This window comes from Priestia sp. 10L35 (assembly GCF_056395685.1).
This window is the reverse complement of record NZ_JBFTKA010000001.1, coordinates 439,376-464,300: the sequence shown is the minus strand read 5'-3', so window position 1 is coordinate 464,300 and position 24,925 is coordinate 439,376. Positions and strand designations below refer to the sequence as shown.

Genomic DNA, 24,925 nt, shown 5'->3' with positions numbered 1-24,925 from the left:
ATAAAAAAGACTGGTGACTAGTCACCAGTCTTTTGCTGTATATTCACAATGCCTTTTTGAGCGGCTAACTCTTCAAAAGATTGATCTGTAGATACAATCCATACTTTTGTACCTAACGGGACTTGATCATATAAATGGCTTACTTCACGATTTTCTACGCGAATACAGCCATTCGATACATATTTACCGATGGAATCCGGCTGATTTGTACCATGAATGCCATAAATACGTCCGTCAGTCTCTCTTGCATCAAACCCAATCCACCTTACACCTAGAGGATTTTGAGGAGCGCCTCCTTCAATATTACTTCTCCGATAATAAGGATTAACAGCTTTTACTGTTACCGTGAACTCCCCTTCGGGCGTCAGATTAACTGTTTTCCCCGTTGCTACTTTAATAATTTGTTTAATTTCTTTATTTTGAATATAAGCAAGCTCATTGCTTTGTTTATTAATAATAATATAAGGATCATTTGGCAACGGAGTTTCTCCTAATGGCCAAACCGGAGATAGTAGTAAAAGGATAAAAGCAAACACATGCACGTAATCCACCACCTTACGTTAGTCCTAAATAAAAGACAAGAGAGATATCTCTTGTCTTGTTTAGTGTTCGTAAGCAAGATAAACAACATGCATACTGTTTAACTTATTTTTAAGGTTTGTTTAATAACCAAATATTGTTCAATTTCTTTGACTACGTGCAGTAAATCGGCACGCGCTTCAAACTCTTCCCGCGTTTTGGGAAGCGGCATCTCTGCAAACGCTTCTCGTAAATGCTGAAGTTTGGCTAAAAATAATTTTGCTGTATTACCGGGGTGGATGGATAGACTTAATTCTTCAATGAAATCGGCAATCATGTAGCGCTGTTCTACGACCAAATCAATAGCGGTAATGAGAGGAAGCGTTCGCTCAATAATTTCAAGCTGTTTTTCACGAATTTTAAAATAGCGGTAATAATAGTTTTCCCCACGCACAAAATGATTTTCTACATCACGAAACGCAAGGCTTTTTGCTTTTTCTAAAATTTTTACCGTATCTGCAATTTCCTTACCGTCCCAACTGCTGTCATTGGTTCTGAGATACAGGGCAATTTCTTTTAACATCGACCGGAAATTCTCTTCAATTTCTTGCTGATACGTGCGAAGCTCTTGATCTAAACTTGGCATGTATAAATTCACAAGCAGGGCAACACCTATCCCAATTACAATTAAGCCAAGTTCATTAAAGACGATTCCCCATGTCATATTGCCTTTGGAGTAAATATGAAGCAAAATAACGGAGCTTGTAACAATGCCTGCATTAACTTTGAATATAACCGTAACCGGGATAAACAAAAGCAGCATTAGTCCTATAACAAGTGGATGATAAGCAATCCCTTCAAAGAATATAAACGAAAACAGAATGGATAAAGAACAAGCAATAAAACGATCGCTTGCACTTCGCAACGATTTTTTCTTTGAATTTTGAATGCACAAAATGGTGATAATTCCAGCTGATACAAAAAACTCGAGGTGAAAGAACTGAGCTATAATAATAGCCAGTGATGTACCGACGGCTGTTTTAATTGTCCGGTACCCAATTTTAAATTTCATTTTCTAGACTCCTACATGTTGGTTTCTTTTTAGTGTGATAAAATACTCTATTCTTTATTAACACGAATAGAAAAATAACACAACCTTAAATCTTGCTTTACCGTATAAATTCCAATAAAAAAAGTGCAGAAAAGATCGTACTCTTCCTGCACTTTTTTATTATAAAATCTTTTCTAAGAAATCTTTAGCACGCTTGCTTTTAGGCGCTGAGAAAAATTCAGCCGGAGGCGCATCTTCAACAAGAACACCGCCGTCTAAAAACAGCACACGATCCGCTACTTCTCGTGCAAATCCCATTTCATGCGTTACAATGACCATCGTCATTCCTGTTTCTGTTAGCGACTTCATTACATCTAGTACTTCTTTTACCATCTCTGGATCCAATGCTGATGTTGGTTCGTCAAACAGCATCACTTTCGGCTCCATTGCCAGTGCTCTGGCAATAGCTACACGCTGCTTTTGACCACCCGATAAGCGACTTGGAAACTCGTTGGCTTTTTGAGAAAGTCCCACTTTTTGGAGTAATTCTTTGCCTTTAGCAACAGCCGTTTCTCTTGACACGCCTTTTACCGTCATCGGAGCATACGTCAAATTTTCAAGCACTGTCATATGTGGAAACAAGTGAAAATGCTGAAATACCATTCCTACGTTTTCACGCACACGCATAATGTTTGTTTTTTTATCTGTAATCACTTGACCGTTAATTGAAACGACTCCGCTCGTCGGTTCTTCAAGCAGGTTCATACAGCGTAAAAAAGTAGATTTACCAGAACCAGAAGGGCCAATAACAGCCACGACTTCTTTTTCTTTAATCGTAGTTGAAATACCTTTTAAAACTTCATTTTTACCAAATGATTTGTGTAGATTTTCAACATTAATCACCTTTTCTCATTCTCCTCTCGACTGCTTTACCAAGGAGCGTTAAGCCCATTACCATTACATAATAAATCAACCCTGCAAAAATTAACGGTTCAAGGTAGGCGAATTTTTCTCCACCTACAATGTAAGCACGTCGCATAATGTCGAGTGCTCCGATAACTGTAACGATAGCTGATTCCTTTGTTAATGTAATGAACTCATTCATTAAAGCAGGTAAAATATTTTTAAGTGCCTGTGGCAAAATAATTTGTCCCATCATGCGGCGATAAGGAATTCCTAACGCTAATGCCGCTTCACGCTGTCCTTTATCAACAGCTAAAATACCAGCGCGAATAATTTCAGATATATATGCTGCAGAGTTTAGCCCGAACGCAGCAACGGCCGCTGGAAACGGGGCAATATCAAACCCGAGCAGCTGAGGTAATCCAAAGTATATTAATAATAATTGCAGTACTAGCGGTGTTCCGCGAAACACGGACGTATATGCATCCGCAAACCATTGAAGAGGTTTATTGCGGCTGATTTTACATAAAGATAAAATAACTCCCAGCACAAACCCTAAAATTGCTGAAGCTAGGACTATCTGTATCGTTACCCCTATCCCTTTTAAAATATAAGGCATAGAAGGCACGATTTGCGAAAAATCCAAATTCATGCCTAGTTCCATTCCTCTCTAACTATCATTCTTATTTTTGGTTGTCAAACCACTTAACGATTAATTTATCTAATTCACCGTTTTCTTTCATTTTCTTTAATTCACGGTTAAAGTCATTCGTTAGCTTGCTGTCTTTAGGAAATGCGATTGCTGATCCTTTACTTGAATCTGGACGCCCTGTATCAGACATTTGCAAGCTTTTGTCTTTATTCACATATCCTTTAGCTACTGTATCTTCAATAATCGCTGCATCGATACGATTTGATTTCATTTCTTGAATTAGTTCTGGAATACGGTCACGCGTTGTTACATTTACTCCGTCAACTTCTTTTGCAATTTCTTTTGCTTCGTCTGCTTGAATAGAAGAAGTTTGTACACCGACTGTTTTTCCTTTTAGTTCTTCTGCATTTTTAATTGGCGCATCTTTCTTCGATACAATCATGTTTTTTGCTTCATAATATACGTCTGAGAAGTCCACGTTCTTTTTACGCTTTTCAGTTGGCGTCATACCAGCTAAAACTAAATCGACTTTATTAGATTGTAAAGCTGGAATTAATCCGCCAAATTCCATATCCTTCACCTGTACGTCATAGCCTAACTTTTTACCGATTGTTTTTGCTAAATCTACGTCAAATCCGATTGCTTCACTATCACCTTTTGCCGTATCAATATATTCAAATGGTGGGTAATCTGCTGATGTTCCCATTACTAGTACTTTTTTATCTTTGTCGTCGCTGCTTGCTCCGCCATTAGACGTTCCTTCTCCTGCTCCGCATGCAGCTAAAACGCCTGCTGTTAAAAGACCAATTGCCGTTACCGATAACCACTTCTTCAATTTCATCTTCGTTCCCCCTAGTTTATTCCTTACATTATTTTTTAAAAATTAATAATATTATGAAATAAGTTTTTTGCTATTGCAAGTAAATGTCGAAATTTAAATATATATTCATATAAATGTATTTTAACACAACATTATAAATATGCAATATCTTTTTTAAATATAAGTTTCACTATTTGAAAATACCTTTTCTCAACATTTTCCACTCGTTAGAAAGCCTGCATACAGATAGGTAAAAAAACGCATAAAAAAAGAAGCCGTTCAAAACGGCTTCTCTCTTACACTTCTTCACAGTGCTGTTCGAATGCTTCTTGCAGCTTCATCACAACTGACATTGGCTCATGGCCTTCAATTTCGTGACGCTCTACCATTGTGATAATTTTTCCGTCTTTTAATAAGGCGAAAGATGGAGATGAAGGCGGATAACCTTCAAAGTATTCGCGTGCACGTGCAGTTGCTTCTTTATCTTGCCCAGCAAATACTGTAACCAAGTTTGTTGGACGTTTATCATAATGTACAGCGTGCGCTGCAGCAGGTCTTGCAATACCTCCTGCACAACCACAGACTGAATTCACCATTACAAGCGTTGTACCAGGCTTTTTAAACGTTTCATCTACCGCTTCAGCCGTCGTTAATTCTGTATAACCAGCAGCTGTAATTTCTTTACGGGCTTGACGAACAACGTCGTTCATAAACAAGTTAAAATCGATATTCATTTTCATACCTCCCTTTTGCTATCTATTCTTTATCATAGCAAACGAAAACTAAAAAGGCGATTGCTTTGACTCATTTTTTCTTGGTAATCAAGATTAAACAAGAAAAGAAATGGTGATACTATTTTCACAGCTAGAAAACCATACTCTTAACTCCCTAGTGTAGAAGGATCCGCATAAAATGCAGGATCCTTTTTTATATTTCCTTCATCGCCTGCTGGTAGGTTTTAATTAAGTGTTCGAGAGCTTCAGCCATTGTGACATCTCCCGTCATCATTTGTTTTTCAACATCCCCTAACGTTTGCTTAACTAAAGGATGTTCATAAAATGATTCTTGTAAATATTCATTAACACTTGCTTGTAACCATGCCTTCATTTGCTTTTGTCTTACTGTATAAAACAGATCATTTTTATTCATCCATTCCTTATAGTTACAAATTATTTTCCACAAGTCTTGAAATGATGCTTCTTCATAAGCAGAAGTTGTGATGACCTGTGGGTTCCACCCTTCAGAATGACCGTGAAGGAAACCGATGACGCTTTCGTATTCTTTTGCAGTCACTTCTGCTTTTAGCCGGTTATCCCCGTCTGCTTTATTTACACAAATCAAATTAACCCATTCAAGCAGCCCTTTTTTAATTCCTTGCAAATCATCTCCTGCTCCGGTTAAAGCAAGCAGAACAAAGAAGTCTACCATCTCTTTTACAATCATTTCACCTTGGCCAACGCCCATCGTTTCGACAAATATGATGTTATACCCAGCCGCTTCACAAAGAAAAATGGCTTCTCTCGTTTTAAGATGAACACCTCCAAGCGTTCCTTGAGAAGGTGAAGGACGGACAAAAGCGTTCTCTTGTTTGGTAAGAAGCTCCATTCTCGTTTTATCTCCTAAAATACTTCCTCCAGACAAGGTACTGCTTGGATCGACTGCCAAAACTGCAACGGAATGGCCATTTTTGCATAGGTACGACCCAAATTTGTCAATCAGCGTACTTTTTCCTGCTCCGGGTACGCCTGTAAAACCGATGCGCACTGAATGCCCCGTATGAGGATAGATTTCTTTAATCAGCTGTTGTGCTATTACTTTATGCTTGGGCGCTTTACTTTCAATTAAAGTAATAGCTTGAGCTAACGCTGTTCTTTTTCCTTCAAGCAGCCCTTGTTTATAATCTTGTACCGTTTTTAATTTCACCAATTGTCTTCACCAACTATTCTTCTAACCGTTTCTTTATTTCATATAAAACGGAAACGGCCGCTTTTGGGATTACTGTTCCAGGTCCAAAGATTGCAGAAGCCCCGTGTTCTAAAAGAAATGAGTAGTCTTGTTTAGGAATAACGCCTCCGACAATAACAACGATATCGTCGCGCTCTAATTTCTTTAACTCATCAACAAGCTGCGGCAGTAACGTTTTATGCCCGGCTGCCAAAGAACTTATGCCAATCACATGTACGTCGTTTTCTACAGCTTGCCTTGCTGTTTCTTGAGGCGTTTGAAATAAAGGACCGATATCAACATCAAATCCAAGATCAGCAAAGGCTGTTGAAATGACTTTCGATCCTCTGTCATGCCCGTCTTGCCCCATTTTTGCGACTAAAATTCTTGGGCGTCTTCCTTCTTCCTCTAAAAATTCAGCCGTGAGCTTTCGAACTTCTTCGATTTGATCTCGATGTACAAACTCCGCACTGTATATCCCGCTGACTGACTTAGAAGTAGCCTGATGTCTTCCAGCCACTTTCTCAATAGCTTCTGAAATTTCACCTAGTGTAGCTCTAGCTCTCGCAGCTTCAACCGCAAAAGCAAGGAGATTCCCTTCACCTGTTTTGGCACAATTGGTCAGTCGATTAAGCGCTTCGATTACCGCTTGTTCGTTACGTTCACTGCGTATTTTCTTTAACTTTTCCAGCTGCTTCATTCGAACTGCTGTGTTATCAATATCAAGAATATCAAGCGGTTCTTCTTGCTCCGGCTGAAACTGATTCACACCTACAATAATTTCTGCCTGCGAGTCTATTCTTGCTTGTCTGCGCGCAGCGGCTTCTTCTATCTTCATTTTAGGTACGCCTGCTTCTATTGCTTTTGTCATTCCGCCGAGCTGCTCTATTTCTTCAAGGTGCTTCCACGCTTTTATCATTAATTCATTCGTTAATGATTCCACATAATAAGAGCCTCCCCAAGGATCAATAACGGAACAAATCTCCGTTTCATTTTGTAAATAAAGCTGCGTATTTCGGGCAATTCTAGCTGAAAAATCAGTTGGAAGAGCAATCGCTTCATCCAGTGCGTTTGTATGAAGCGACTGCGTATGTCCTGATACTGCAGCCAGAGCTTCGACGCATGTTCTAATAACATTATTAAATGGATCCTGCTCCGTTAAGCTCCATCCGGACGTTTGAGAATGCGTTCTAAGAGCTAGAGATTTAGGGTTATCCGGCTCAAACTGCTTCATTAATTTTGCCCACAGCAGCCTCCCTGCTCTCATTTTCGCTACTTCCATAAAATAGTTCATTCCAATTGCCCAGAAAAAGGATAGCCTCGGAGCAAATGCGTCAATTGTAATTCCCGCTTTCAAGCCGGTTCGTACATATTCAAGTCCATCTGCAAGCGTATAAGCAAGCTCTAAGTCTGCTGGAGCACCTGCTTCTTGCATATGATAGCCTGATATACTGATACTGTTAAATTTCGGCATGTACTCCGCTGTATATTTAAAAATATCCGCAATGATTCGCATTGACATCTCAGGAGGATAAATATACGTATTGCGCACCATATATTCTTTTAAAATATCATTTTGAATCGTTCCAGCCAGCTTTTCTTTTTTTACGCCTTGTTCTTCAGCTGTTACGATGTAGAAAGCTAAAATAGGAAGCACCGCCCCGTTCATTGTCATCGACACGGACATTTGATCAAGCGGAATCCCTTCAAACAGCTGCTTCATATCTATCATTGAATCAATTGCCACACCTGCTTTCCCTACATCTCCAACAACTCTTGGATGATCAGAGTCGTAGCCGCGGTGGGTAGCAAGATCAAAAGCAACAGACAGCCCTTTCTGTCCAGCAGCTAGGTTTCGGCGGTAAAAGGCATTGCTTTCCTCCGCCGTTGAGTATCCTGCATACTGCCTAATAGTCCAAGGCCGATTCACATACATCGTTGCATACGGTCCTCTCACAAACGGTGGGACACCAGGTGCAAAGTGAATAAAATCGAGGCTATCTCTGTCTTTTTTTGTATATACTGATTTTAATTCAATTTGTTCATTTGTTTGAAAAGCAGTGAATGAACTTTGAGTCACGTCATCTTCCCTTTGCTGCTTTGAAAATGATAATGGAATATTAGAAAAAGAAGGCTTTTTATACATGAACTTCTACCTCCAAAGCACATAATAACTTCTTAACGCATTGAATAACATTCGTCTTAGGATGTATGACGCTCATTACACCTTTTTGCTGCCACTGCGTTTTGCGTGATACATGTTCTTCCCCTACTACGTACACATAAACGGAATCTTCCTCAAAATACGTCATCGCTTTTGTTAAGAGCTTTTCCACAAGTTCATCACTTCCACAGATCACATATGCTTCGTGCTTTTGTTCATTCATCCAATCTGCTATCTCGACATAGGAATCTATGTTTTTAATTGTTTCACACGCAAAGCCTGCACTTTCAAATAAAGACCGGGCAATCTCAGCTTTTTTACGGCTGTTAGGATCGGTGAGCTCCATAATGCCAATGCTCATTCCCTTTGTATAAACCCGTATTTTTTCAAACTTCTCTGCTGCTCTCCACTTAGTGAGCGGCACAACACTGTCAGGCTGTGTCTGCTTCGCCATTTGTTTTAGCATCCACCCTGCTGTTACCCCTTTAGATGCTAGCTTTGTATAATCCTCTAGGGAAAGATTTGATGAAAATTCCGAAGTGTTCTGATCACTGTATTTATCCATTTTTATTTCTTCTTTTCTAAACGGCGTGCTTTTTATCCCTTGAGATACATCCTGTTGCTTAGGAGCATAGTGTGTGACTCCGATCAAGCGCTCAATTCGGCACTCTATATTCTCTTGTCTTTTTACTTTCATTTGTTCAACTTCATCTTGAATTCGCCCTTGTTTTAAAGCTTCTTCCATTCCGCCGTGGTCTTCAATGTTTCCAAATAACTCCCAAGCTTTTGTCATTAATTCATGTGTGTAGGCTTCAACGTACCAAGAGCCTCCGGCAGGATCCATTACTTTTGATATATGTGTTTCGTGCTGCAAAATTAAGTGAGTGTTACGGGCAAGGCGATGAGCGAACTGAGAAGATGAAGATGTGACGGAATCATATGGCTCAATATGCAGACTATCCGCTCCTCCTACAATAGAAGCAAATGCTTGAACCGTGCTCCTTAATGCATTTGTATACATGTCTTCTTTAGACTGTGTAAGATGTGACGTTTCTGTATGGATAAACGGCACTGAAACGGCCGTGTCATCAAAAGCACGAACCACATTTGCCCAAAGCATGCGAAAAGCACGAAGTTTGGATATTTCCATAAATAAATGTGAGCTAACTGAAAAAGAAAAGGTCATGTGAGGTAAAACTTGATGTAAGGACAAACCGCGTTTTATGCATTCATCAATATACTGCACCCCTGTAGCAAGCATATAAGCTAGTTCTTGAACAGCGTTTGCACCGCTGTTATGGTAAGGAATGCTTGATACAATGATCGTTTTGAGCTCTGGAACATTACTGTGAGCCAAACGCGTTGCGTAAGCTAAATGATCGTATAAATCTCGAGTAGAAAGTGGAACTCTTCCATATTCAGCAAGGGTGCCGAGCGGATCCATTCCAACCGTTCCTTTTAGCTGTCTCATATTAAAGTTATGATCAGCACAGTATGCTTTTAGAAACGAAAGAAGCGGAACGGAAGTACATCCCGTATTTAAAAATAAAGGCACCGCTTCAAGAGCTACATGCTGAAACAAATGAGCAACATCCTCTAAAGTAGAAATTGTAGCGCCTGATGCTACTTCAGCTTCAGTTGCTTCATCAACGTCTTTCCCTTGCCTCATTGCTTCACTGCACGTAAAAGCGGCCGTATTTTGTCCATTTCTCAAACTGTGTAAAAGAAGTTTATTGCTTTCTTTAATAGAAGATAAGTCGATTTTTTGGGTGATTTCCCATTCCCCTAGTATGTATGATTCTTTACCGGCTCCTCTTAAACAATCTATTCCCGCCGGACTCTGCTGTAAGTAGTCTAAATGTGCCGTATCACTTTCGAAATAAAGCGGTTTCAAAAAGATGTTTTCCAACGTTTCTTTTGAAGAGGTCGCGGTATTTTTGCTAACTTCCTGTGCCCAATCTTCTTTAGGTGTACGTGTAAATTCATGAAATGATAATGTATTTGTTTTCATTTCCATGCCCCTTTACAGTTAATAGCTGCCTGCTAAACCGAGATGATTACACTTTGAAGTTTGATGATTCTTCTTTTATTTTAATACATCTTTTACAAATTGTTCAATCATTGCTTCAAAATAAAAAGGGACCGGGACATAATTAACCTACGTTTACCATCACCATAAAAAAATCCGAACGAGTTGGATTCTCTTTCAAGAATCTCAATTCATCGTTCGGATCTTCCTTCAGCTAAAATATTTTTGTGTCAGCCTCTGTTTTAATAGACGGACGTATTCTCTTTAGAAGTAGATTCTAAAATCTCTTTAACTCTTGCCAAGAATCTGCCGCACACCAAGCCGTCTAACACGCGGTGATCAAGTGATAAACATAAGTTAACCATATCTCGAACAGCAATCATGTTATCAATAATAACCGGACGTTTTACAATAGATTCTACTTGTAAAATAGCCGCTTGCGGGTAATTAATAATCCCCATTGATTGAACGGAACCAAATGATCCAGTGTTGTTAACAGTAAACGTTCCGCCCTGCATGTCTTCAGACTTCAATGAACCCGTACGAACTTTTTGCGCGAGCTCTGTAATTTCACGCGCAATGCCTTTGATTGTCTTTTCATCGGCTTGTTTAATAACCGGCACAAATAAAGCATCGTCTGTTGCAACAGCAATCGATACATTAATGTCCTTTTTCTGAACAATACGGTCTCCTGCCCACATTGAATTCATTTGAGGGAATTCTTTTAAAGCTTGAGCCACTGCTTTTACGAAGAACGCAAAATACGTTAAGTTAAAACCTTCTTTTTGTTTGAAGTCCGTCTTTAATGCATCACGATAAGAAACTAAGTTCGTTACATCAACTTCAACCATTGTCCATGCATGCGGAATTTCGTGCTTGCTGCGAAGCATATTTGCTGCAATAGCTTTACGCACGCCTGTAACAGGGATTTCTTGATCTCCTGCTGCAGACACAACCGGCGCGGGCTGCTGCGTTTTTGGAGCAGCTGCCGCTACAGGTGCTTCTGGCTGAACTGTTGATGCAGGTGTTTCTTTCACTTCAGCAGCTCCGCCTTTTTCAATAACAGCTAAAATATCTTTTCTCGTAATGCGGCCGCCCGCCCCTGTTCCTGTCACGGTATCTAAATTAATATTATGCTCTTGTGACAGACGCATAACAGCTGGAGAGTATCGACTTTTATTGGATTGACTGTCCGCTGTTTTTGACGCTGATTCTTCTACAGTCTTATCAGACGTTTTCTGTTCTTTTTGAGGTACAGTTCCTTCTACTTCAATTAAACAAATCACTTCTCCTACAGGCAAAGTATCATCTTCAGCTACAATTAACTCTTTAATTGTTCCACTAAAAGAAGAAGGCACTTCAGCATTTACTTTATCCGTCATGACTTCAGCTAACGGGTCGTACTTATTTACGTGATCTCCAACAGAAACGAGCCATTTGCTAATTGTACCTTCTGTTACACTTTCACCGAGCTGCGGCATCGTAATTTTTTCAATAGCCAATTGATACAACTCCTTTTAAAATTGAGCTAATTCTCTCATTGCTTTTTCTACTTTATCTGGATTGACCATAAAATATTTTTCCATTGTTGGTGCATACGGCATAGCTGGAACATCAGGGCCAGCAAGGCGCTTAATTGGCGCATCTAAATCGAATAAGCAGTGTTCAGCAATAATAGCTGCTACTTCGCTCATGATGCTGCCTTCTTTGTTGTCTTCCGTTAAAAGCAGTACTTTACCTGTTTTAGATGCTGCTTCAATAATAGCTTCTTTATCAAGCGGATAGACCGTTCTTAAATCTAAGATGTGTGCTGAAATACCGTCTGCTTCCAGTTTTTCAGCAGCTTGAAGAGCAAAGTGTACACAAAGACCATATGTAATAACCGTGATGTCGTCTCCTTCTCTCTTTACATCTGCTTTGCCAATCGGAAGTACATAATCATCTTCAGGGACTTCTCCTTTAATCAAACGATACGCACGCTTATGCTCAAAGAAAAGAACTGGATCATCATCACGAATAGCTGCTTTTAATAATCCCTTTACGTCATAAGGCGTAGAAGGCATCACAATCTTTAACCCTGGCGTATTGGCAAATAGTGCTTCAACAGATTGAGAATGATAAAGAGCACCGTGAACTCCGCCGCCGTAAGGAGCTCGAATTGTAATTGGACAACTCCAATCATTATTAGAACGATAGCGAATTTTCGCTGCTTCTGACACAATTTGATTGACTGCGGGCATAATAAAATCAGCAAATTGCATTTCAGCAATCGGACGCATGCCGTACATTGCCGCTCCGATTCCTACCCCTGCAATAGCAGACTCTGCAAGAGGCGTGTCAATGACTCTTTCTTCCCCGAACTGTTCGTATAGTCCGTTGGTTGCTTTAAATACGCCGCCTTTTTTCCCTACGTCTTCTCCTAATACAAACACGCGGGAATCTCTTTCCATTTCTTCACGAATGGCCATTGTTACTGCATCAATATATGAAATAACCGGCATATGTTCTCCTCCTTACTCACCGTACACGTATTTTAAAGCCGATTCCGCTTCTGCATAAGGAGCGTTTTCAGCATAATCTGTTGCATCATTAACGATGTTCATAATATCATCAAGCATTTGTTTTTCTCGTTCATCGGTTAACACGTTAACCTCTTTTAAATAAGTCGCAAAGTACGCAAGCGGATCGCTCTTTTTAGCTTCAGACAATTCTTCTGCTCCGCGATATGCACGATCATCGTCATCACTTGAATGGGCAGTCAAACGCTCTGAAACAGTTTCAATAAGAGTAGGTCCTTCTCCTCTGGATGCACGATCTCTTGCTTCTTTTACCACTCGGTATACTTCAAGGACATCGTTTCCATCAATTGTGTAGCCTGGCATACCATATCCAATTGCACGATCAGATACTTTTGCGCATCCTAGCTGCTTTTCAACCGGAACAGAAATCGCATACTTGTTATTTTCACACATAAAGATAACAGGAAGCTTATGAACACCTGCAAAGTTCGCGCCTTCATGGAAATCTCCTTGGTTAGAAGATCCTTCTCCAAACGTCACAAACGTTACTAAGTCTTTTTTCTCCAGTCGTCCTGCTAAAGCGATTCCTACTGCATGAGGCACCTGTGTTGTAACTGGAGAAGATCCTGTTACAATTCGCTTTTCCTTATGGCCAAAGTGACCTGGCATTTGACGACCTCCTGAGTTTGGATCTTCTGCTTTAGCAAACCCAGAAAGCATTAAATCGCGCGCAGTCATTCCAAATGCTAGCACAACACCCAGATCGCGGTAATAAGGTAATATGTAATCATTCTCTCTATTTAAGGCAAAAGCTGCGCCAACTTGAGCGGCTTCCTGACCTTGACATGAAATAACAAAAGGCACCTTCCCTGCACGATTTAATAGCCACATACGCTCATCAATTTTTCGTGCAAGCAGCATAGTGCGGTACATTTCAAGTACTTGTTCATCAGTTAATCCTAATGATTCATGACGGTTTTTTGTCATGTTTAAACCTCCTTTAATCATCAAAAATGAATCGCTTTTCCATCTACAGCTAATGAAGCTTCTCCCATCGCTTCTGAAAGGCTAGGGTGAGGATGAATGGTATGAGCAATTTCCCATGGTGTAGCATCCAATACCTTTGCAAGACCTGCTTCAGAGATCATATCCGTCACGTGAGGTCCAATCATATGCACACCAAGGACATCATTTGTGTCGGCATCAGCAATAATTTTAACAAACCCCTCTGCCTCTCCATATACAAGAGCTTTTCCAACGGCCTTAAACGGAAACTTTCCAACCTTCAGCTGAAACCCTTGCTGTTTTGCTTCTTGTTCTGTTAATCCTACACTCGCTGCCTCCGGGCTGCTGTATACGCATTTAGAGATTGTTGTATAATCAATCTTCAAAGGCTTTTCACCATGTAAATGCTCCACAGCTACAATTCCTTCGTGAGAAGCTACATGTGCAAGCTGCAGTCCGCCAATCACATCTCCAATTGCGTAGATATGAGATTCTTTCGTTTGATAAAAATCATTTGTGGCAATCACACCGTTTTCTACTACAATATCGGTATTCTCGAGACCAATTCCTTCGACATTCGCTTGACGCCCTACAGATACAAGCAGCTTTTCTGCTTCATATTCTTGCATATCGTCTCCTACTTGAGCGGAAATTTTCACCTGACCATCAATAGACAGTGTATCAGCCATTACTTTAGCAGAAGTAATAATGTTAACTCCTTTTGCTTTTAAAAGCTTCGTCATTTCACGGGAGATATCTTGATCTTCTGTTGGTAAAATTCGATCGCTGTATTCCACAACCGTTACATCAACATCAAAATCTGTGAGCATTGACGCCCATTCAATTCCAATGACACCGCCTCCCACAATAATAATAGAAGCAGGAAGTGTTTCCATCTTTAATGCTTCATCTGAAGTAATTACTTTCTCTCCGTCAATCGTTAGACCAGGTAATGTTCTAGGACGAGACCCGGTTGCGACAATTACATTCTTTGGAATAAGCATTTCGTTTTCTTCACCGCTTTTTAATTCGACAGAGATAGTTCCTGGCATAGGAGAAAAAATAGAAGGTCCTAAAATACGTCCAATTCCTTCATATACGTCAATTTTACCTTTTTTCATTAGCTGTTTAACACCATTATGTAACTGTGAAACAATTTCTGACTTTCGTTCTTGTACACGTGCATAGTTCAATAGCACATTGGACGTTTCTACGCCAAATTCACTGCTTTTCTTAGCCGTTTGGTAGACTTCTGCACTTCTTAGTAAAGCTTTGCTTGGGATACACCCTGCGTGCAGGCATGTGCCGCCTAACTTATTTTTTTCTACAACCGCTACCGATAGACCTAACTGAGAGGCACGAATAGCTGCTACGTACCCTCCGGTTCCACCGCCGAGAATGACCAAATCATATTCTTTTGCCACACTGCTTCACACCTTTCTGCAAACGCTATTAAGCGCCTTTATATTCCTTCACTTCTTCTTCACCTGTAAGCACTCGGAGAGCCCCTTCAGCTAGCGCTTGAAGCTCATTTTCTCCAGGATAAACAATGACATCTGCAATCCACTTTACATGATTAATAATCAGCTCAACAAACGCTTTTGAATAAGCAATGCCTCCCGTTAAAATAATGGCATCTACTTTTCCATGCAATACCGTACTGGCAGCTCCAATTTCCTTCGAAATTTGATAAGCCATTGCTTCGTAGATAAGCTTAGCTTTTTCGTTTCCATTTTTCACTAGCGCTTCGACTTTCTGCACGTCAGATGTGCCCAAATAACCGACAAGCCCGCCTTTCCCTACAAGCATTTTCATAATCTCCTCGCGGTAATACTGACCTGAAAAGCAAAGACGAACTAATTCACCAACCGGTACACCGCCAGCGCGCTCTGGACTAAAAGGACCGTCACCGTGCAGGCCATTGTTCACATCAATTACTTTTCCGCGTTGGTGAACTCCGACTGTAATGCCTCCACCCATATGGGTAACAATAACGTTCATTTGTTCATATGTGCTATTCATTTCTTTAGCCACTTTTCGAGCAACCGATTTTTGATTCAGCGCGTGAAAGATGCTTTTCCTTTCCATAAAAGGAGTTCCTGAGATACGAGCGATGTCACTTAGCTCATCTACCACCACTGGATCAACAATGTACGCTGGTATATTTAATCCAGATGCAATCTCAAAAGCTAAAATCCCGCCTAAATTTGAAGCATGATGGCCGGCATAACCGTCTTTTAAATCTTTGAGCATGGCTTGATTTACTTCGTATGTGCCGCCTTCAATCGGGCGTAAAAGCCCTCCTCTTCCACATACTGCACTTAATTTAGATAAATTAATCCCTTCTTCATCAAGTGCCTCTAAAATCGAGTTTTTACGGAACTCATACTGTGCATATATCGTCTCAAACTGATTCATTTGCTGTGAATCGTAGCGGATTGTTCGATCAAAAATTGGTTTATCGTTGTGAAATACGCCAATTTTTGTGGACGTTGAACCCGGATTTATTATCAGCATTCGATATTCGTGCATATCCAACACATGTCCTCCTACCTTATCATTCTCATAAACGAAGGCTAGGTCGAAAGGATTTCATTTATTCCTTTTGCCTAGCCTTCAGCTCAAACATTAGCGCGTATGACGTCTACTTAAAATATGCTGTCCATTTTGTAAAAATTGACTGCGTGAACGACGCAGCTTTTCAATTCTTTCTTCAGCTAAGCGATCTGCTGCTAGATAGGTTGGAATGCCATCTCGCTTTGAGATTTCAACTACCTTTTCAATATTATCATAAATACCTTCAACTTTTTTCAGGGCACGCTCACGGTTATATCCGACTAGCTCATCAGCTACGTTAATAACGCCTCCTGCGTTAATAACATAGTCGGGTGCATATACAATGCCTAATTCATGAATTAAATCACCATGACGCGTTTCTTTCAATTGATTATTAGCTGCCCCTGCAATAACTTTTGCTTTTATTTGAGGGATCGTTTCATCGTTAATCGTTGCTCCGAGTGCACAAGGAGCATAGATATCACATTCTACACCATAAATATCATTCGGGTCTACTGCTTGCGCACCAAATTCTTCTACCGCACGCTGAACAGCTTCTTTATTAATATCCGTTACAATAAGTTTTGCTCCTTCTTCGTGAAGGTGGCGGCATAAATTATACGCTACGTTTCCTACACCTTGGACAGCTACTACTTTTCCTTCAAGCATATCTGTTCCAAATGCTTCTTTTACTGCTGCTTTAATTCCTCGGTATACGCCGTAGGCTGTGACTGGTGATGGATTGCCTGATGAACCAAAAGCAGGAGATACACCCGTTACATAATCCGTTTCCTCATATACAATATCCATATCCTCTACCGTTGTGCCCACATCTTCTGCTGTGATATATCGACCATTTAACCCTTGAATAAAGCGACCAAATGCACGGAACATTGCTTCATTTTTATCTTTGCGAGGATCTCCGATAATAACCGTTTTCCCTCCTCCTAAATTCAAGCCTGCTGCTGCATTTTTATAAGTCATTCCGCGTGATAGACGAAGCGCATCTTCAATTGCAGCCTCTTCTGATTCATATGTCCACATTCTTGTACCGCCTAGAGCTGGTCCAATTGTTGTATCGTGAATGGCAATAATGGCTTTTAAGCCTGAATCTTTATCTTGGCAAAATAATAACTGCTCGTAATCGTATGTTTCCATATAATCAAAAATTTTCATTGTTAGTGCCTCCTAAGAATTCTGTTGAGCGACGCTGATAGCAAGCGCCAGTGAGTATAATTTACTTTCTGATGAATCTGCTCTGGATGTTAAGACGACCGGAGCTTTTGCTCCTGCTAGAATAGCTCCAACTTTTGCTTTAGCAAAATAAATAAGGGATTTATATAAGACGTTCCCTGTTTCAATTGCTGGAACGAGTAATATATCTGCTTGACCGGCAACTTCACTTTGAATGCCTTTTTGCTTGGCTGCTTCTATGTTAATGGCATTGTCGAGTGCTAAAGGTCCATCAATCACGCAGCCTTTAATTTGTCCTCTGCGGTTCATCTGTGTAAGAAGGGCAGCCTCTACTGTTGCAGGCATCAAAGAGTTCACAACTTCAACCGCTGCAATAGGAGCTACCTTTGGCATCTCGATCCCAATCGAGTGGGCAACGTTCACCGCATTTTGAATGATTTGAACTTTCTCTTCCAGAGACGGCGTAATATTCATAGCCGCATCTGTTACAAGAATCGGACGGTCATAGTGGGGAACGTCAAATACAGCTACATGTGATAAAACATTTCCCGTACGCAAACCATGCTCTTTATTTAACACAGCTTTTAAGATAAGCGATGTGGATAAATTCCCTTTCATTACGATATGAGCTTGACCTTGCTGAACTGAACGCACAGCCAATTGAGCCGCTTCTAAAACGGACTCCGTATGTACGACCGTCACAGCCTTATGAGTGAGTAAGGATGGGCGGTACTGCCTGAATAATTCATTAATTGTCGTTTCGTTGCCAAACAAAATAAATTCAGAAACTTCCCTTGACACAGCTTCATACACTGCCTCAATTGTTTCTAAGTCTTCAGCTGCTGCAACAGCAACAGTCAAAGAAGACTGCTTAGTAACCCGAGATAAGATGGTAGCAAGAGTCATGGAATATTCGACCTCTCCTTTTTCATTCTTTCTTTTGCTCCGTTTTAAAGAGCATACTGCGCGTTTATGCAGTCACCTAAAATACATGCAAGATTTGTGCCATCCACTGCATATATTACATAATATAGCTGCTTATATCCGTTCTTACGCACAAAAAAATTTTTTTATTGATTCTAACACCAAATAGAAAAAAAGAATACCTCTCTATTTATATGCAATAAATTGCACACCATGCATTTTATTGCATGCTGTTATTTGCAAGATTGTATTTTTCCAACTTATAATACAAAGAACGCAGGGAAATATTGAGCTGTTTTGCTGTTTTCGTTCGGTTATACTCGTTTGCAAGCAGCACTTTTTGAATAAGTTCCGCTTCGTAATTTTCCATCATGTGCGCCAAAGTCTTCCCTTCGAACATTACCTCTTCATTCACCTGATTTTTTTCTTTTTTGCCCTTGCCTTCAAGCGAAGGGAGATGAACAGAATCAATCATTGTTTCTGTATAGTGCATATAAATAATCGCTCTGCCTAATATGTTTTCAAGCTCTCTGACGTTTCCTGGCCAGTCGTATGATCTTAATGACTGTAAAGCCCGCTCTGTTACTCCTTCAACATGCCGGCCGTAATCTTGATTAATTTTTGTAATTAAGTGTGTAACAAGCGCACCAATATCCTCTTTTCTCTTCCGAAGAGGAGGTATGTGAATCGGAATTTTGTTTAGCCGATAATACAAGTCCTGTCTGATGCTTCCATCAGCCATTCCTTTTTCTAAATTCACATTCGTAGCTGCAATAACGCGAACATTCACCGGAATAGGAGTCGTTCCTCCAACGCGAATAAGCTCTTTTTCTTGAAGCACCCGAAGCAGCTTAGCCTGCATATGAGCTGAGAGCTCCCCGATTTCATCTAAAAAGATGCTACCGTTATTGGCTTCTTCAAAAACGCCGCGTTTCCCCCCTCTTTTTGCCCCGGAAAAAGCTCCTTCTTCGTACCCAAAAAGTTCACTTTCAAGCAAGGACTCAGAAAGCGCAGCACAGTTAATCCGGACAAATTTGTTAAACTTTCGGCTGCTCGCATTATGAATCGCATGTGCAAACAGCTCTTTACCCGTCCCAGATTCACCTCTAAGCAAAACAGTAGCTGGTGTTTTAGCAGCAAGTCTAGCCTGCTCAATTGCTAACTGAAACTCTTCAGATTGACCAATGATATCAGCAAATGAATATTTCGCTTCAAGCGTTCTGATAATTTGACGCGCTCTTTTGAGTTCATTTGTAAGCTCTTGAATTTCAGACATATCATGAATAACACCAACGCTGCCTTTTAATTTTCCATCAACAATAACGGGGGCAACATTGACAACCACGTCTCTTTTACTCGGACCGAGCCTCATTCTTACACCTCGGACAGGACGCCTTGTTTGCAGTACCTTCATGTGCATACTGTCTCCTTCAGAGATATCGGCAGTCGCGGGCTGACCAATAATATCCGTCTTTTTTAAACCCGTAATTCTTGTATAAGCAGGATTAATTAAAATTCCTCTTCCTTCTTCATCGACAACCGAAATAGCTTCTTCAGAAGATTGAATAATAGCTTGAAGCATAGTTTGTACTTCTTTTAAGTTCGTAACTTCTTCTGCCAATCCGACAACGTCCGTAATATCTTTAAAAATCGAAAAGGCCCCAAACAGCTCTCCATTCTCGTCGAGTATTGGTATTCTAGTCGTAATTACCTTCCGTCCGCTATCTAACACAAATTCACTATTTTGATCAATCGTTTTTGTATGAAGAACATCAACAAGTTTACTATTTGGAATGACTTCATGAAGATGCTTACCAATTACATCTCTGTGTGAAAAGTTCGTCAAACGCTCAGCACTTTGATTAAATAGCGTAATATATCCATTCCTATCAATCACTACCATCGCATCATGAGCTGCGTTAAAAATAAGATCATATTTATACGATTCTTGCTTTAACCTCTGAATTAACTCTTCTTTTTCCTCCATCAGATTTGCCATAATTTCAGCAACCAATCCCGGCACTACCAGTGCATCAGCGGGTTTGCTTCTTTGCAATTGTTGAAAGACACCTTGTTTACCTGTTGTTTCAACAATGACATCGAGCTGCTTTGTCATATAAGGCTCCCAATTCATTCCGGTTGAAATATCTTGTTCTTGCGCATGCAAAACAGCCGGTGCGTTAGCTCGTACGTCTACTACACCAATCACTTTCATAAATTCTGTTTCCAACAAGATTTTCAGAATAGCTAATCCGCCTTTTCCTCCTCCAACGATCAACACATTTTGCATATTTTTTCACCTTTTCTACTTAATATGTACATATCCCGTGCAAAATATTGCATATACCTATCATATAAAAAAAGAAACGCTCTTGACAATTTATTTAGTTCTTTTATGATTCAAGTATAACGGTTTCACAATGTAAACGCATTCATTTTAAAAAAGAGAAGCGAAAGGAGCAGTTATGGTTCGAATTATCGCACTGCTAATCTTACTTATTCCCGGTATACTCGCTGGCTATGGCATTAAACTTATGAGAGATATGATTTTTGGCATCCTGCAATCCCCGTTCCCTTCTTTATTTTTGCAATTTTCAGTCGGCCTTCTATTATTTTTAATCGGCCTTGGATTTGTTGCTGGCTTTATTCTGCACAGAGACCGCAAGCGAAACAAAGTTCAAAACAGATTTCAAAAAGATAAAAAAACATCGCATTAATGCGATGTTTTTTTACGAAAAGCGTCCTCCAAATTGCTTCACCATTTTTTCTGGATAATCGGTAATAACGGATTCACATCCATATTTTCGAAGCTGCTCAGCTACTTTTACATCATTTACTGTGTAAGGTCGCACTGGAATTTGACAATCTTTTGAAGCCGCTACATTTACTTCATTAACGGTACGCTGATTAGGGTGAAGAGCTTTTGCGCCAAGATGCTGCGCATATACCCAAGGCTCATACATCGGATAAGAATATAAAATAGCTGTTTCAATCTTAGAATCCAGAGAACCAATTCGGGCTAAGCTGTTATGATTAAAAGATGAAATCATCGTTCGATCCTTCATCTTGTATAAATAAATTAAATCCAAGACTTTCATTTCCAAGTATGGATAGTCAAATATATTGTTTTTCAACTCAATATTTACGCTAATTCCTTCACTTGAAGCCCACTCCATTACTTCATTTAACGTGGGGATTTTACATACTCCATACTTTTTTTTGAACTTATAGCTCGCATCTAATTTTTTTAAATCTTGATACGTAAAATCTTTTACATACCCTTTTCCATTCGTCGTTCGATCTACTTTTTCATCATGAATTACAGCAAGTTCTCCATCCTTTGTCATATGCACATCAAGTTCAATTCCGTGTGCTCCAACTCTCGCTGCTTCTTTGAAGGAAATCATCGTATTTTCAGGAAACGTTCCAGCTGCGCCGCGATGACCTATTACAAACATACTTGCTCAACTCCTCTATTATCACTTATTATTAACTTTAGCATTACTTAATAGTGAAAGCACGAATTTACTGTTTATACTTTTTTTACTTTCATTACTTTATATGCAAAAGGAGGTTGTTGTGTATGAGACCACTGCAAATTTCACCGGATACAGCCGTAAAATTAGCGGAACAATTAAATATCCCCCTCGAGCAATTAATGCATATGCCTCAGCATATTTTGCTGCAGAAACTTGCTGAATTAAATGCGAGCGAAGATAAAAAAGGATCTGAATAACAGATCCTTTTTTCTTTTAAATTTTCATTTCCAAAAATAGTATTACCTTCTCATTTCATTCCCCATAACATATATTAGAATATTTAATAATATAAATGTATTTTTAAAAATGCTTTTAAATAAGTAATTTAATACTTTTTTGTGTATATTTAATTATTTTTTGATTTTTCCATATAATTTCATTGACGAAATTATTGTTTTTCTACTAAAATAAAAAGACATTATATTTATTCCAGTACTTATATTCTGATTTTTTGATTAATTCAAACAAAAGAATTAAATAGTATGAGAAAAATTTAGGGGGACTTCATTATGCAAGCAGCTGTACAACACGAAAATCAGCAGCCAAATGGGTCTAGGAAAAAACACCCTCCTGGACTGTACTTATTATTCGCTACTGAGGCATGGGAAAGATTTAGTTATTATGGAATGAGAGCCATTCTGGTTCTTTATTTAACTGCTACCGCTGCTCAAGGTGGACTAGGGGTAGATAAAGCAACTGCACTGAGCTTATATGGAACATTCACTAGTGCTGTTTACATTACGCCGATGATTGGCGGATATTTAACAGACCGCTTCCTCGGAAGAAGGCTAGCCATCACTATCGGTGGTGTGATTATGGCACTCGGGAATTTTTCCATCTTCATTCATCAAAGTGTAGCCGCTTTGTATATCGGACTTGCTTTATTAATTATCGGAAACGGATTTTTCAAACCAAATATCTCCACATTGGTCGGAGATCTCTATGAAGAAAATGATCCTCGCCGTGACGGTGCTTTTACCATTTTTTATATGGGTATTAACTTTGGTGCATTTTTCGCACCGTTAGTTGTTGGATTAATGAGTTACAAATACGGATTTTTAACAGCAGCTATCGGAATGGTTGTTGGACAAATTTTATTTAACCTACTGGCTAATCGCTACTTAGGTGATATTGGGAAAGAGCCTACAGGAAAAGTTCACGCAGCGGCATCTCAAACATCAACTGCTCCGCTGTCAGCACGAGAAAAGAAAAGAACGGTTGCTATCGTTATTCTAGCCTTCGTTGTTATTGCTTTCTGGACAGCTTTTGAACAGGCCGGAAGTTCTTTAACGCTATATGCTCAAGATCAAATTAATCGTCAAATAGGTAGTTTCACGGTTCCAACAGAGTGGTTCCAATCATTGAATCCGCTGTTTATCATGATTTTAGCACCAATTATGTCACTAGTTTGGTACAAGCTCGGAAATTCAAAACGCGGTGATTTCAAAACGCCAACAAAAATGGGTATGGGACTTGTGACAGTGGGATTAGGATTCTTAATTTTAATTCCAGCCGTTATGTATACTGGTAATGACCCAGCTTTAAAAGTAAATATCCTGTTCATGATTTTCACTTACTTCCTACACACGCTAGCTGAGCTTATGATTTCGCCAGTAGGGCTGTCTATGGTAAGTAGACTGGCTCCATTAAAGCTTGCTTCTCTTTTAATGGGCGTATGGATGGCAAGCTCTGCTGTCGCTAATAAGCTAGCGGGTGTTCTTGCATCTTATACACAGTCTTTAGGTTATTTCGATATCTTCAGCTTAATCGGAGCTGTAACAATTGTACTTGGAATTATTGTTCTGTTCCTTTCAAAACCGATTGCTAAATTAATGGATTAAAAAAAGCAGCCTTTTCTGAAGGCTGCTTTTTTATAATTTACTTATCTATATCCCATTTAAAATATGGACATGAATTTTTCAATACATCTTCTAAATCCTCTTTCAAACACAAAACCCTCATAACAATTAAATAAATTATTTCAATAAAATACTCCACTATGGATATGAAGAAAAACAAGATGCACGTTCCATTAACCTCAATATTTTCACCTCTTAAAACAAAATAAAAAGACCAATGAATGAGTAAAATTCATCGGCCCTGCAGTAAAAAGTTTATTGGTTTTTAGTTTACTATCTAGTGTAAATTCCAAAGATTTATCGGCATGTACTCTGTATTACAAAAGGTATCAGCTCACTCAAAACCTCGTAATTCCAGCAGTCCTATCCCTTTCAACTCGCTTTATGTTCAAGGCGTAATTTATCCGCAACCATGGCGATAAATTCACTGTTTGTCGGCTTCGCTTTTGACATGCTGACAGTATACCCGAATAATGAAGAAATGGAATCAATGTTTCCTCGGCTCCATGCTACTTCAATGGCATGACGAATGGCGCGCTCAACGCGGCTTGCTGTTGTATTATATTTTTTTGCAATATCAGGATACAGTACTTTTGTAATCGACCCAAGCAGCTCAATATCCTTATATACCATTGAAATGGCTTCTCTCAAATACAAATAGCCTTTGATATGAGCAGGTACACCAATTTCGTGAATGATGCTCGTAATGCTTGCATCTAAATTTGCTGGTTTGCTGTCGCGATGTGAACGCATGGAAGAAGATGAACGTTGCATAAATGAAGATGTTTGTCCGCTAACTTGACGAATATGATTCACTAAGTTTTCCATATCAAACGGCTTTAGAATAAAATAAGCAGCTCCTAAATCAACCGCTTTTTTCGTTACGTCTTCTTGCCCAAATGCTGTTAGCATAATGACATTTGGATAATTTTCTTTTTTCATTTCTTTTAACTGACCTAAAACTGCTAATCCATCTAGATGCGGCATAATAATGTCTAATACAAGAACATCCGGATCTTTATCTTTTAAAATGGATAAACACTCTTGTCCATTGTAAGCTACTCCGATTACTTCCATGTCTTCTTGCTCTGAAATATAATCTTCAAGCAAACCAATTAGTTCCCGATTATCATCAACCAAGCATACTTTAATTTTTTTCAATGCAGCTTCCTCCTCAGTCCTTTATGTTATACGTCGTTTCCTACGTGTCTCTATTCTTTATTCTAAAGGACAAATTCGACAATGCA

The 24,925-nt window shown here is 39.5% G+C and carries 22 protein-coding genes; 3 read left to right on the top strand and 19 right to left on the bottom strand.

Annotated features, from left to right (window positions below; translation table 11 throughout):
• Window positions 1–17: 17 nt before the first annotated feature.
• The 17 genes from AC1DEF_RS02375 to AC1DEF_RS02295 form a co-directional block, all read right to left on the bottom strand.
• Window positions 18–542: a L,D-transpeptidase gene (locus AC1DEF_RS02375; protein ID WP_043976277.1), complete on the bottom strand. Its 525-nt coding sequence runs from the start codon at window positions 540–542 to the stop codon at window positions 18–20.
• A 98-nt stretch (window positions 543–640) separates the two neighbouring features.
• A complete protein-coding gene (locus AC1DEF_RS02370; protein ID WP_013059112.1) occupies window positions 641–1,591 on the bottom strand; it encodes an aromatic acid exporter family protein in 951 nt (316 codons plus the stop codon).
• A gap of 159 nt (window positions 1,592–1,750) precedes the next feature.
• Complete coding sequence (locus tag AC1DEF_RS02365; RefSeq protein WP_097824577.1) at window positions 1,751–2,473, bottom strand: amino acid ABC transporter ATP-binding protein; 723 nt, start codon at window positions 2,471–2,473, stop codon at window positions 1,751–1,753.
• Complete coding sequence (locus AC1DEF_RS02360; protein WP_013059114.1) at window positions 2,466–3,125, bottom strand: amino acid ABC transporter permease; 660 nt, start codon at window positions 3,123–3,125, stop codon at window positions 2,466–2,468. Before AC1DEF_RS02360 ends, AC1DEF_RS02365 begins: the two co-directional genes overlap by 8 nt.
• Before the next feature lie 31 nt (window positions 3,126–3,156).
• Window positions 3,157–3,960: a transporter substrate-binding domain-containing protein gene (locus tag AC1DEF_RS02355; RefSeq protein ID WP_370506066.1), complete on the bottom strand. Its 804-nt coding sequence runs from the start codon at window positions 3,958–3,960 to the stop codon at window positions 3,157–3,159.
• Window positions 3,961–4,241: 281 nt separating this feature from the next.
• Window positions 4,242–4,679 (bottom strand): BrxA/BrxB family bacilliredoxin, encoded by a 438-nt coding sequence (locus AC1DEF_RS02350; protein ID WP_013059116.1) that lies wholly within the window; start codon window positions 4,677–4,679, stop codon window positions 4,242–4,244.
• A 193-nt stretch (window positions 4,680–4,872) separates the two neighbouring features.
• Window positions 4,873–5,868, bottom strand: coding sequence for a methylmalonyl Co-A mutase-associated GTPase MeaB (meaB, locus tag AC1DEF_RS02345; protein WP_097824578.1), 996 nt, complete (start codon window positions 5,866–5,868; stop codon window positions 4,873–4,875).
• Between the two features lie 16 nt (window positions 5,869–5,884).
• The gene (gene scpA, locus AC1DEF_RS02340; RefSeq protein WP_097824579.1) at window positions 5,885–8,035 is read right to left on the bottom strand and encodes a methylmalonyl-CoA mutase; all 2,151 of its coding nucleotides are present in this window, start codon (window positions 8,033–8,035) and stop codon (window positions 5,885–5,887) included.
• On the bottom strand, window positions 8,028–10,064 hold the full coding sequence (locus tag AC1DEF_RS02335; protein WP_097824580.1) for an acyl-CoA mutase large subunit family protein: 2,037 nt from the start codon (window positions 10,062–10,064) through the stop codon (window positions 8,028–8,030). Before AC1DEF_RS02335 ends, scpA begins: the two co-directional genes overlap by 8 nt.
• A 260-nt stretch (window positions 10,065–10,324) precedes the next feature.
• Window positions 10,325–11,584, bottom strand: coding sequence for a dihydrolipoamide acetyltransferase family protein (locus AC1DEF_RS02330; RefSeq protein ID WP_097824581.1), 1,260 nt, complete (start codon window positions 11,582–11,584; stop codon window positions 10,325–10,327).
• A gap of 15 nt (window positions 11,585–11,599) precedes the next feature.
• Complete coding sequence (locus tag AC1DEF_RS02325) at window positions 11,600–12,583, bottom strand: alpha-ketoacid dehydrogenase subunit beta (RefSeq protein ID WP_097824582.1); 984 nt, start codon at window positions 12,581–12,583, stop codon at window positions 11,600–11,602.
• A 12-nt stretch (window positions 12,584–12,595) separates the two neighbouring features.
• Window positions 12,596–13,588 carry a thiamine pyrophosphate-dependent dehydrogenase E1 component subunit alpha gene (locus AC1DEF_RS02320; RefSeq protein WP_013084976.1) on the bottom strand — a complete coding sequence of 331 codons (993 nt, stop codon included), beginning with the start codon at window positions 13,586–13,588 and terminating at the stop codon, window positions 12,596–12,598.
• 20 nt (window positions 13,589–13,608) lie between these two features.
• Window positions 13,609–15,030, bottom strand: a complete 1,422-nt coding sequence (gene lpdA, locus AC1DEF_RS02315; protein WP_034648963.1) for a dihydrolipoyl dehydrogenase — start codon at window positions 15,028–15,030, stop codon at window positions 13,609–13,611.
• A gap of 28 nt (window positions 15,031–15,058) precedes the next feature.
• Window positions 15,059–16,138: a butyrate kinase gene (buk, locus tag AC1DEF_RS02310; protein WP_370511583.1), complete on the bottom strand. Its 1,080-nt coding sequence runs from the start codon at window positions 16,136–16,138 to the stop codon at window positions 15,059–15,061.
• A 96-nt stretch (window positions 16,139–16,234) separates the two neighbouring features.
• Window positions 16,235–17,338 carry a branched-chain amino acid dehydrogenase gene (gene bcd / locus AC1DEF_RS02305; RefSeq protein ID WP_097824583.1) on the bottom strand — a complete coding sequence of 368 codons (1,104 nt, stop codon included), beginning with the start codon at window positions 17,336–17,338 and terminating at the stop codon, window positions 16,235–16,237.
• 12 nt (window positions 17,339–17,350) lie between these two features.
• Window positions 17,351–18,262: a phosphate butyryltransferase gene (gene yqiS, locus AC1DEF_RS02300; protein WP_097824584.1), complete on the bottom strand. Its 912-nt coding sequence runs from the start codon at window positions 18,260–18,262 to the stop codon at window positions 17,351–17,353.
• A 238-nt stretch (window positions 18,263–18,500) separates the two neighbouring features.
• Window positions 18,501–20,570: a sigma-54 interaction domain-containing protein gene (locus AC1DEF_RS02295; protein WP_043976261.1), complete on the bottom strand. Its 2,070-nt coding sequence runs from the start codon at window positions 20,568–20,570 to the stop codon at window positions 18,501–18,503.
• A gap of 175 nt (window positions 20,571–20,745) precedes the next feature.
• On the opposite strand from AC1DEF_RS02295, the gene AC1DEF_RS02290 reads away from it, so the two are divergent.
• On the top strand, window positions 20,746–20,997 hold the full coding sequence (locus AC1DEF_RS02290; RefSeq protein WP_013059128.1) for a DUF2627 domain-containing protein: 252 nt from the start codon (window positions 20,746–20,748) through the stop codon (window positions 20,995–20,997).
• A 12-nt stretch (window positions 20,998–21,009) separates the two neighbouring features.
• Here the strand turns inward: AC1DEF_RS02290 and AC1DEF_RS02285 are convergent, their stop codons facing one another.
• On the bottom strand, window positions 21,010–21,738 hold the full coding sequence (locus AC1DEF_RS02285) for a glycerophosphodiester phosphodiesterase (RefSeq protein ID WP_477727296.1): 729 nt from the start codon (window positions 21,736–21,738) through the stop codon (window positions 21,010–21,012).
• Between the two features lie 125 nt (window positions 21,739–21,863).
• Here AC1DEF_RS02285 and AC1DEF_RS02280 point away from each other — a divergent pair, with 125 nt between their 5' ends.
• Both AC1DEF_RS02280 and AC1DEF_RS02275 read left to right on the top strand, forming a co-directional pair.
• Complete coding sequence (locus tag AC1DEF_RS02280; RefSeq protein ID WP_013059130.1) at window positions 21,864–22,016, top strand: YycC family protein; 153 nt, start codon at window positions 21,864–21,866, stop codon at window positions 22,014–22,016.
• Between the two features lie 312 nt (window positions 22,017–22,328).
• On the top strand, window positions 22,329–23,660 hold the full coding sequence (locus AC1DEF_RS02275) for a peptide MFS transporter (protein WP_013084983.1): 1,332 nt from the start codon (window positions 22,329–22,331) through the stop codon (window positions 23,658–23,660).
• A 390-nt stretch (window positions 23,661–24,050) separates the two neighbouring features.
• On the opposite strand, the gene spo0A is transcribed toward AC1DEF_RS02275, so the two are convergent.
• Window positions 24,051–24,839, bottom strand: a complete 789-nt coding sequence (gene spo0A / locus AC1DEF_RS02270; protein WP_013084985.1) for a sporulation transcription factor Spo0A — start codon at window positions 24,837–24,839, stop codon at window positions 24,051–24,053.
• Between the last annotated feature and the right edge of the window lie 86 nt (window positions 24,840–24,925).

Excerpts from the sequence above, each read along its gene's own strand:
- AC1DEF_RS02370 (WP_013059112.1), bottom strand. The coding sequence starts at position 1,591 with ATGAAATTTAAAATTGGGTACCGGACAATTAAAACAGCCGTCGGTACA.
- AC1DEF_RS02360 (WP_013059114.1), bottom strand. The coding sequence starts at position 3,125 with ATGAATTTGGATTTTTCGCAAATCGTGCCTTCTATGCCTTATATTTTA.
- AC1DEF_RS02350 (WP_013059116.1), bottom strand. The coding sequence starts at position 4,679 with ATGAATATCGATTTTAACTTGTTTATGAACGACGTTGTTCGTCAAGCC.
- scpA (WP_097824579.1), bottom strand. The coding sequence starts at position 8,035 with ATGTATAAAAAGCCTTCTTTTTCTAATATTCCATTATCATTTTCAAAG.
- AC1DEF_RS02335 (WP_097824580.1), bottom strand. The coding sequence starts at position 10,064 with ATGAAAACAAATACATTATCATTTCATGAATTTACACGTACACCTAAA.
- AC1DEF_RS02325 (WP_097824582.1), bottom strand. The coding sequence starts at position 12,583 with ATGCCGGTTATTTCATATATTGATGCAGTAACAATGGCCATTCGTGAA.
- AC1DEF_RS02320 (WP_013084976.1), bottom strand. The coding sequence starts at position 13,588 with ATGACAAAAAACCGTCATGAATCATTAGGATTAACTGATGAACAAGTA.
- buk (WP_370511583.1), bottom strand. The coding sequence starts at position 16,138 with ATGCACGAATATCGAATGCTGATAATAAATCCGGGTTCAACGTCCACA.
- bcd (WP_097824583.1), bottom strand. The coding sequence starts at position 17,338 with ATGAAAATTTTTGATTATATGGAAACATACGATTACGAGCAGTTATTA.
- yqiS (WP_097824584.1), bottom strand. The coding sequence starts at position 18,262 with ATGACTCTTGCTACCATCTTATCTCGGGTTACTAAGCAGTCTTCTTTG.
- AC1DEF_RS02295 (WP_043976261.1), bottom strand. The coding sequence starts at position 20,570 with ATGCAAAATGTGTTGATCGTTGGAGGAGGAAAAGGCGGATTAGCTATT.
- AC1DEF_RS02290 (WP_013059128.1), top strand. The coding sequence starts at position 20,746 with ATGGTTCGAATTATCGCACTGCTAATCTTACTTATTCCCGGTATACTC.
- AC1DEF_RS02285 (WP_477727296.1), bottom strand. The coding sequence starts at position 21,738 with ATGTTTGTAATAGGTCATCGCGGCGCAGCTGGAACGTTTCCTGAAAAT.
- AC1DEF_RS02280 (WP_013059130.1), top strand. The coding sequence starts at position 21,864 with ATGAGACCACTGCAAATTTCACCGGATACAGCCGTAAAATTAGCGGAA.
- AC1DEF_RS02275 (WP_013084983.1), top strand. The coding sequence starts at position 22,329 with ATGCAAGCAGCTGTACAACACGAAAATCAGCAGCCAAATGGGTCTAGG.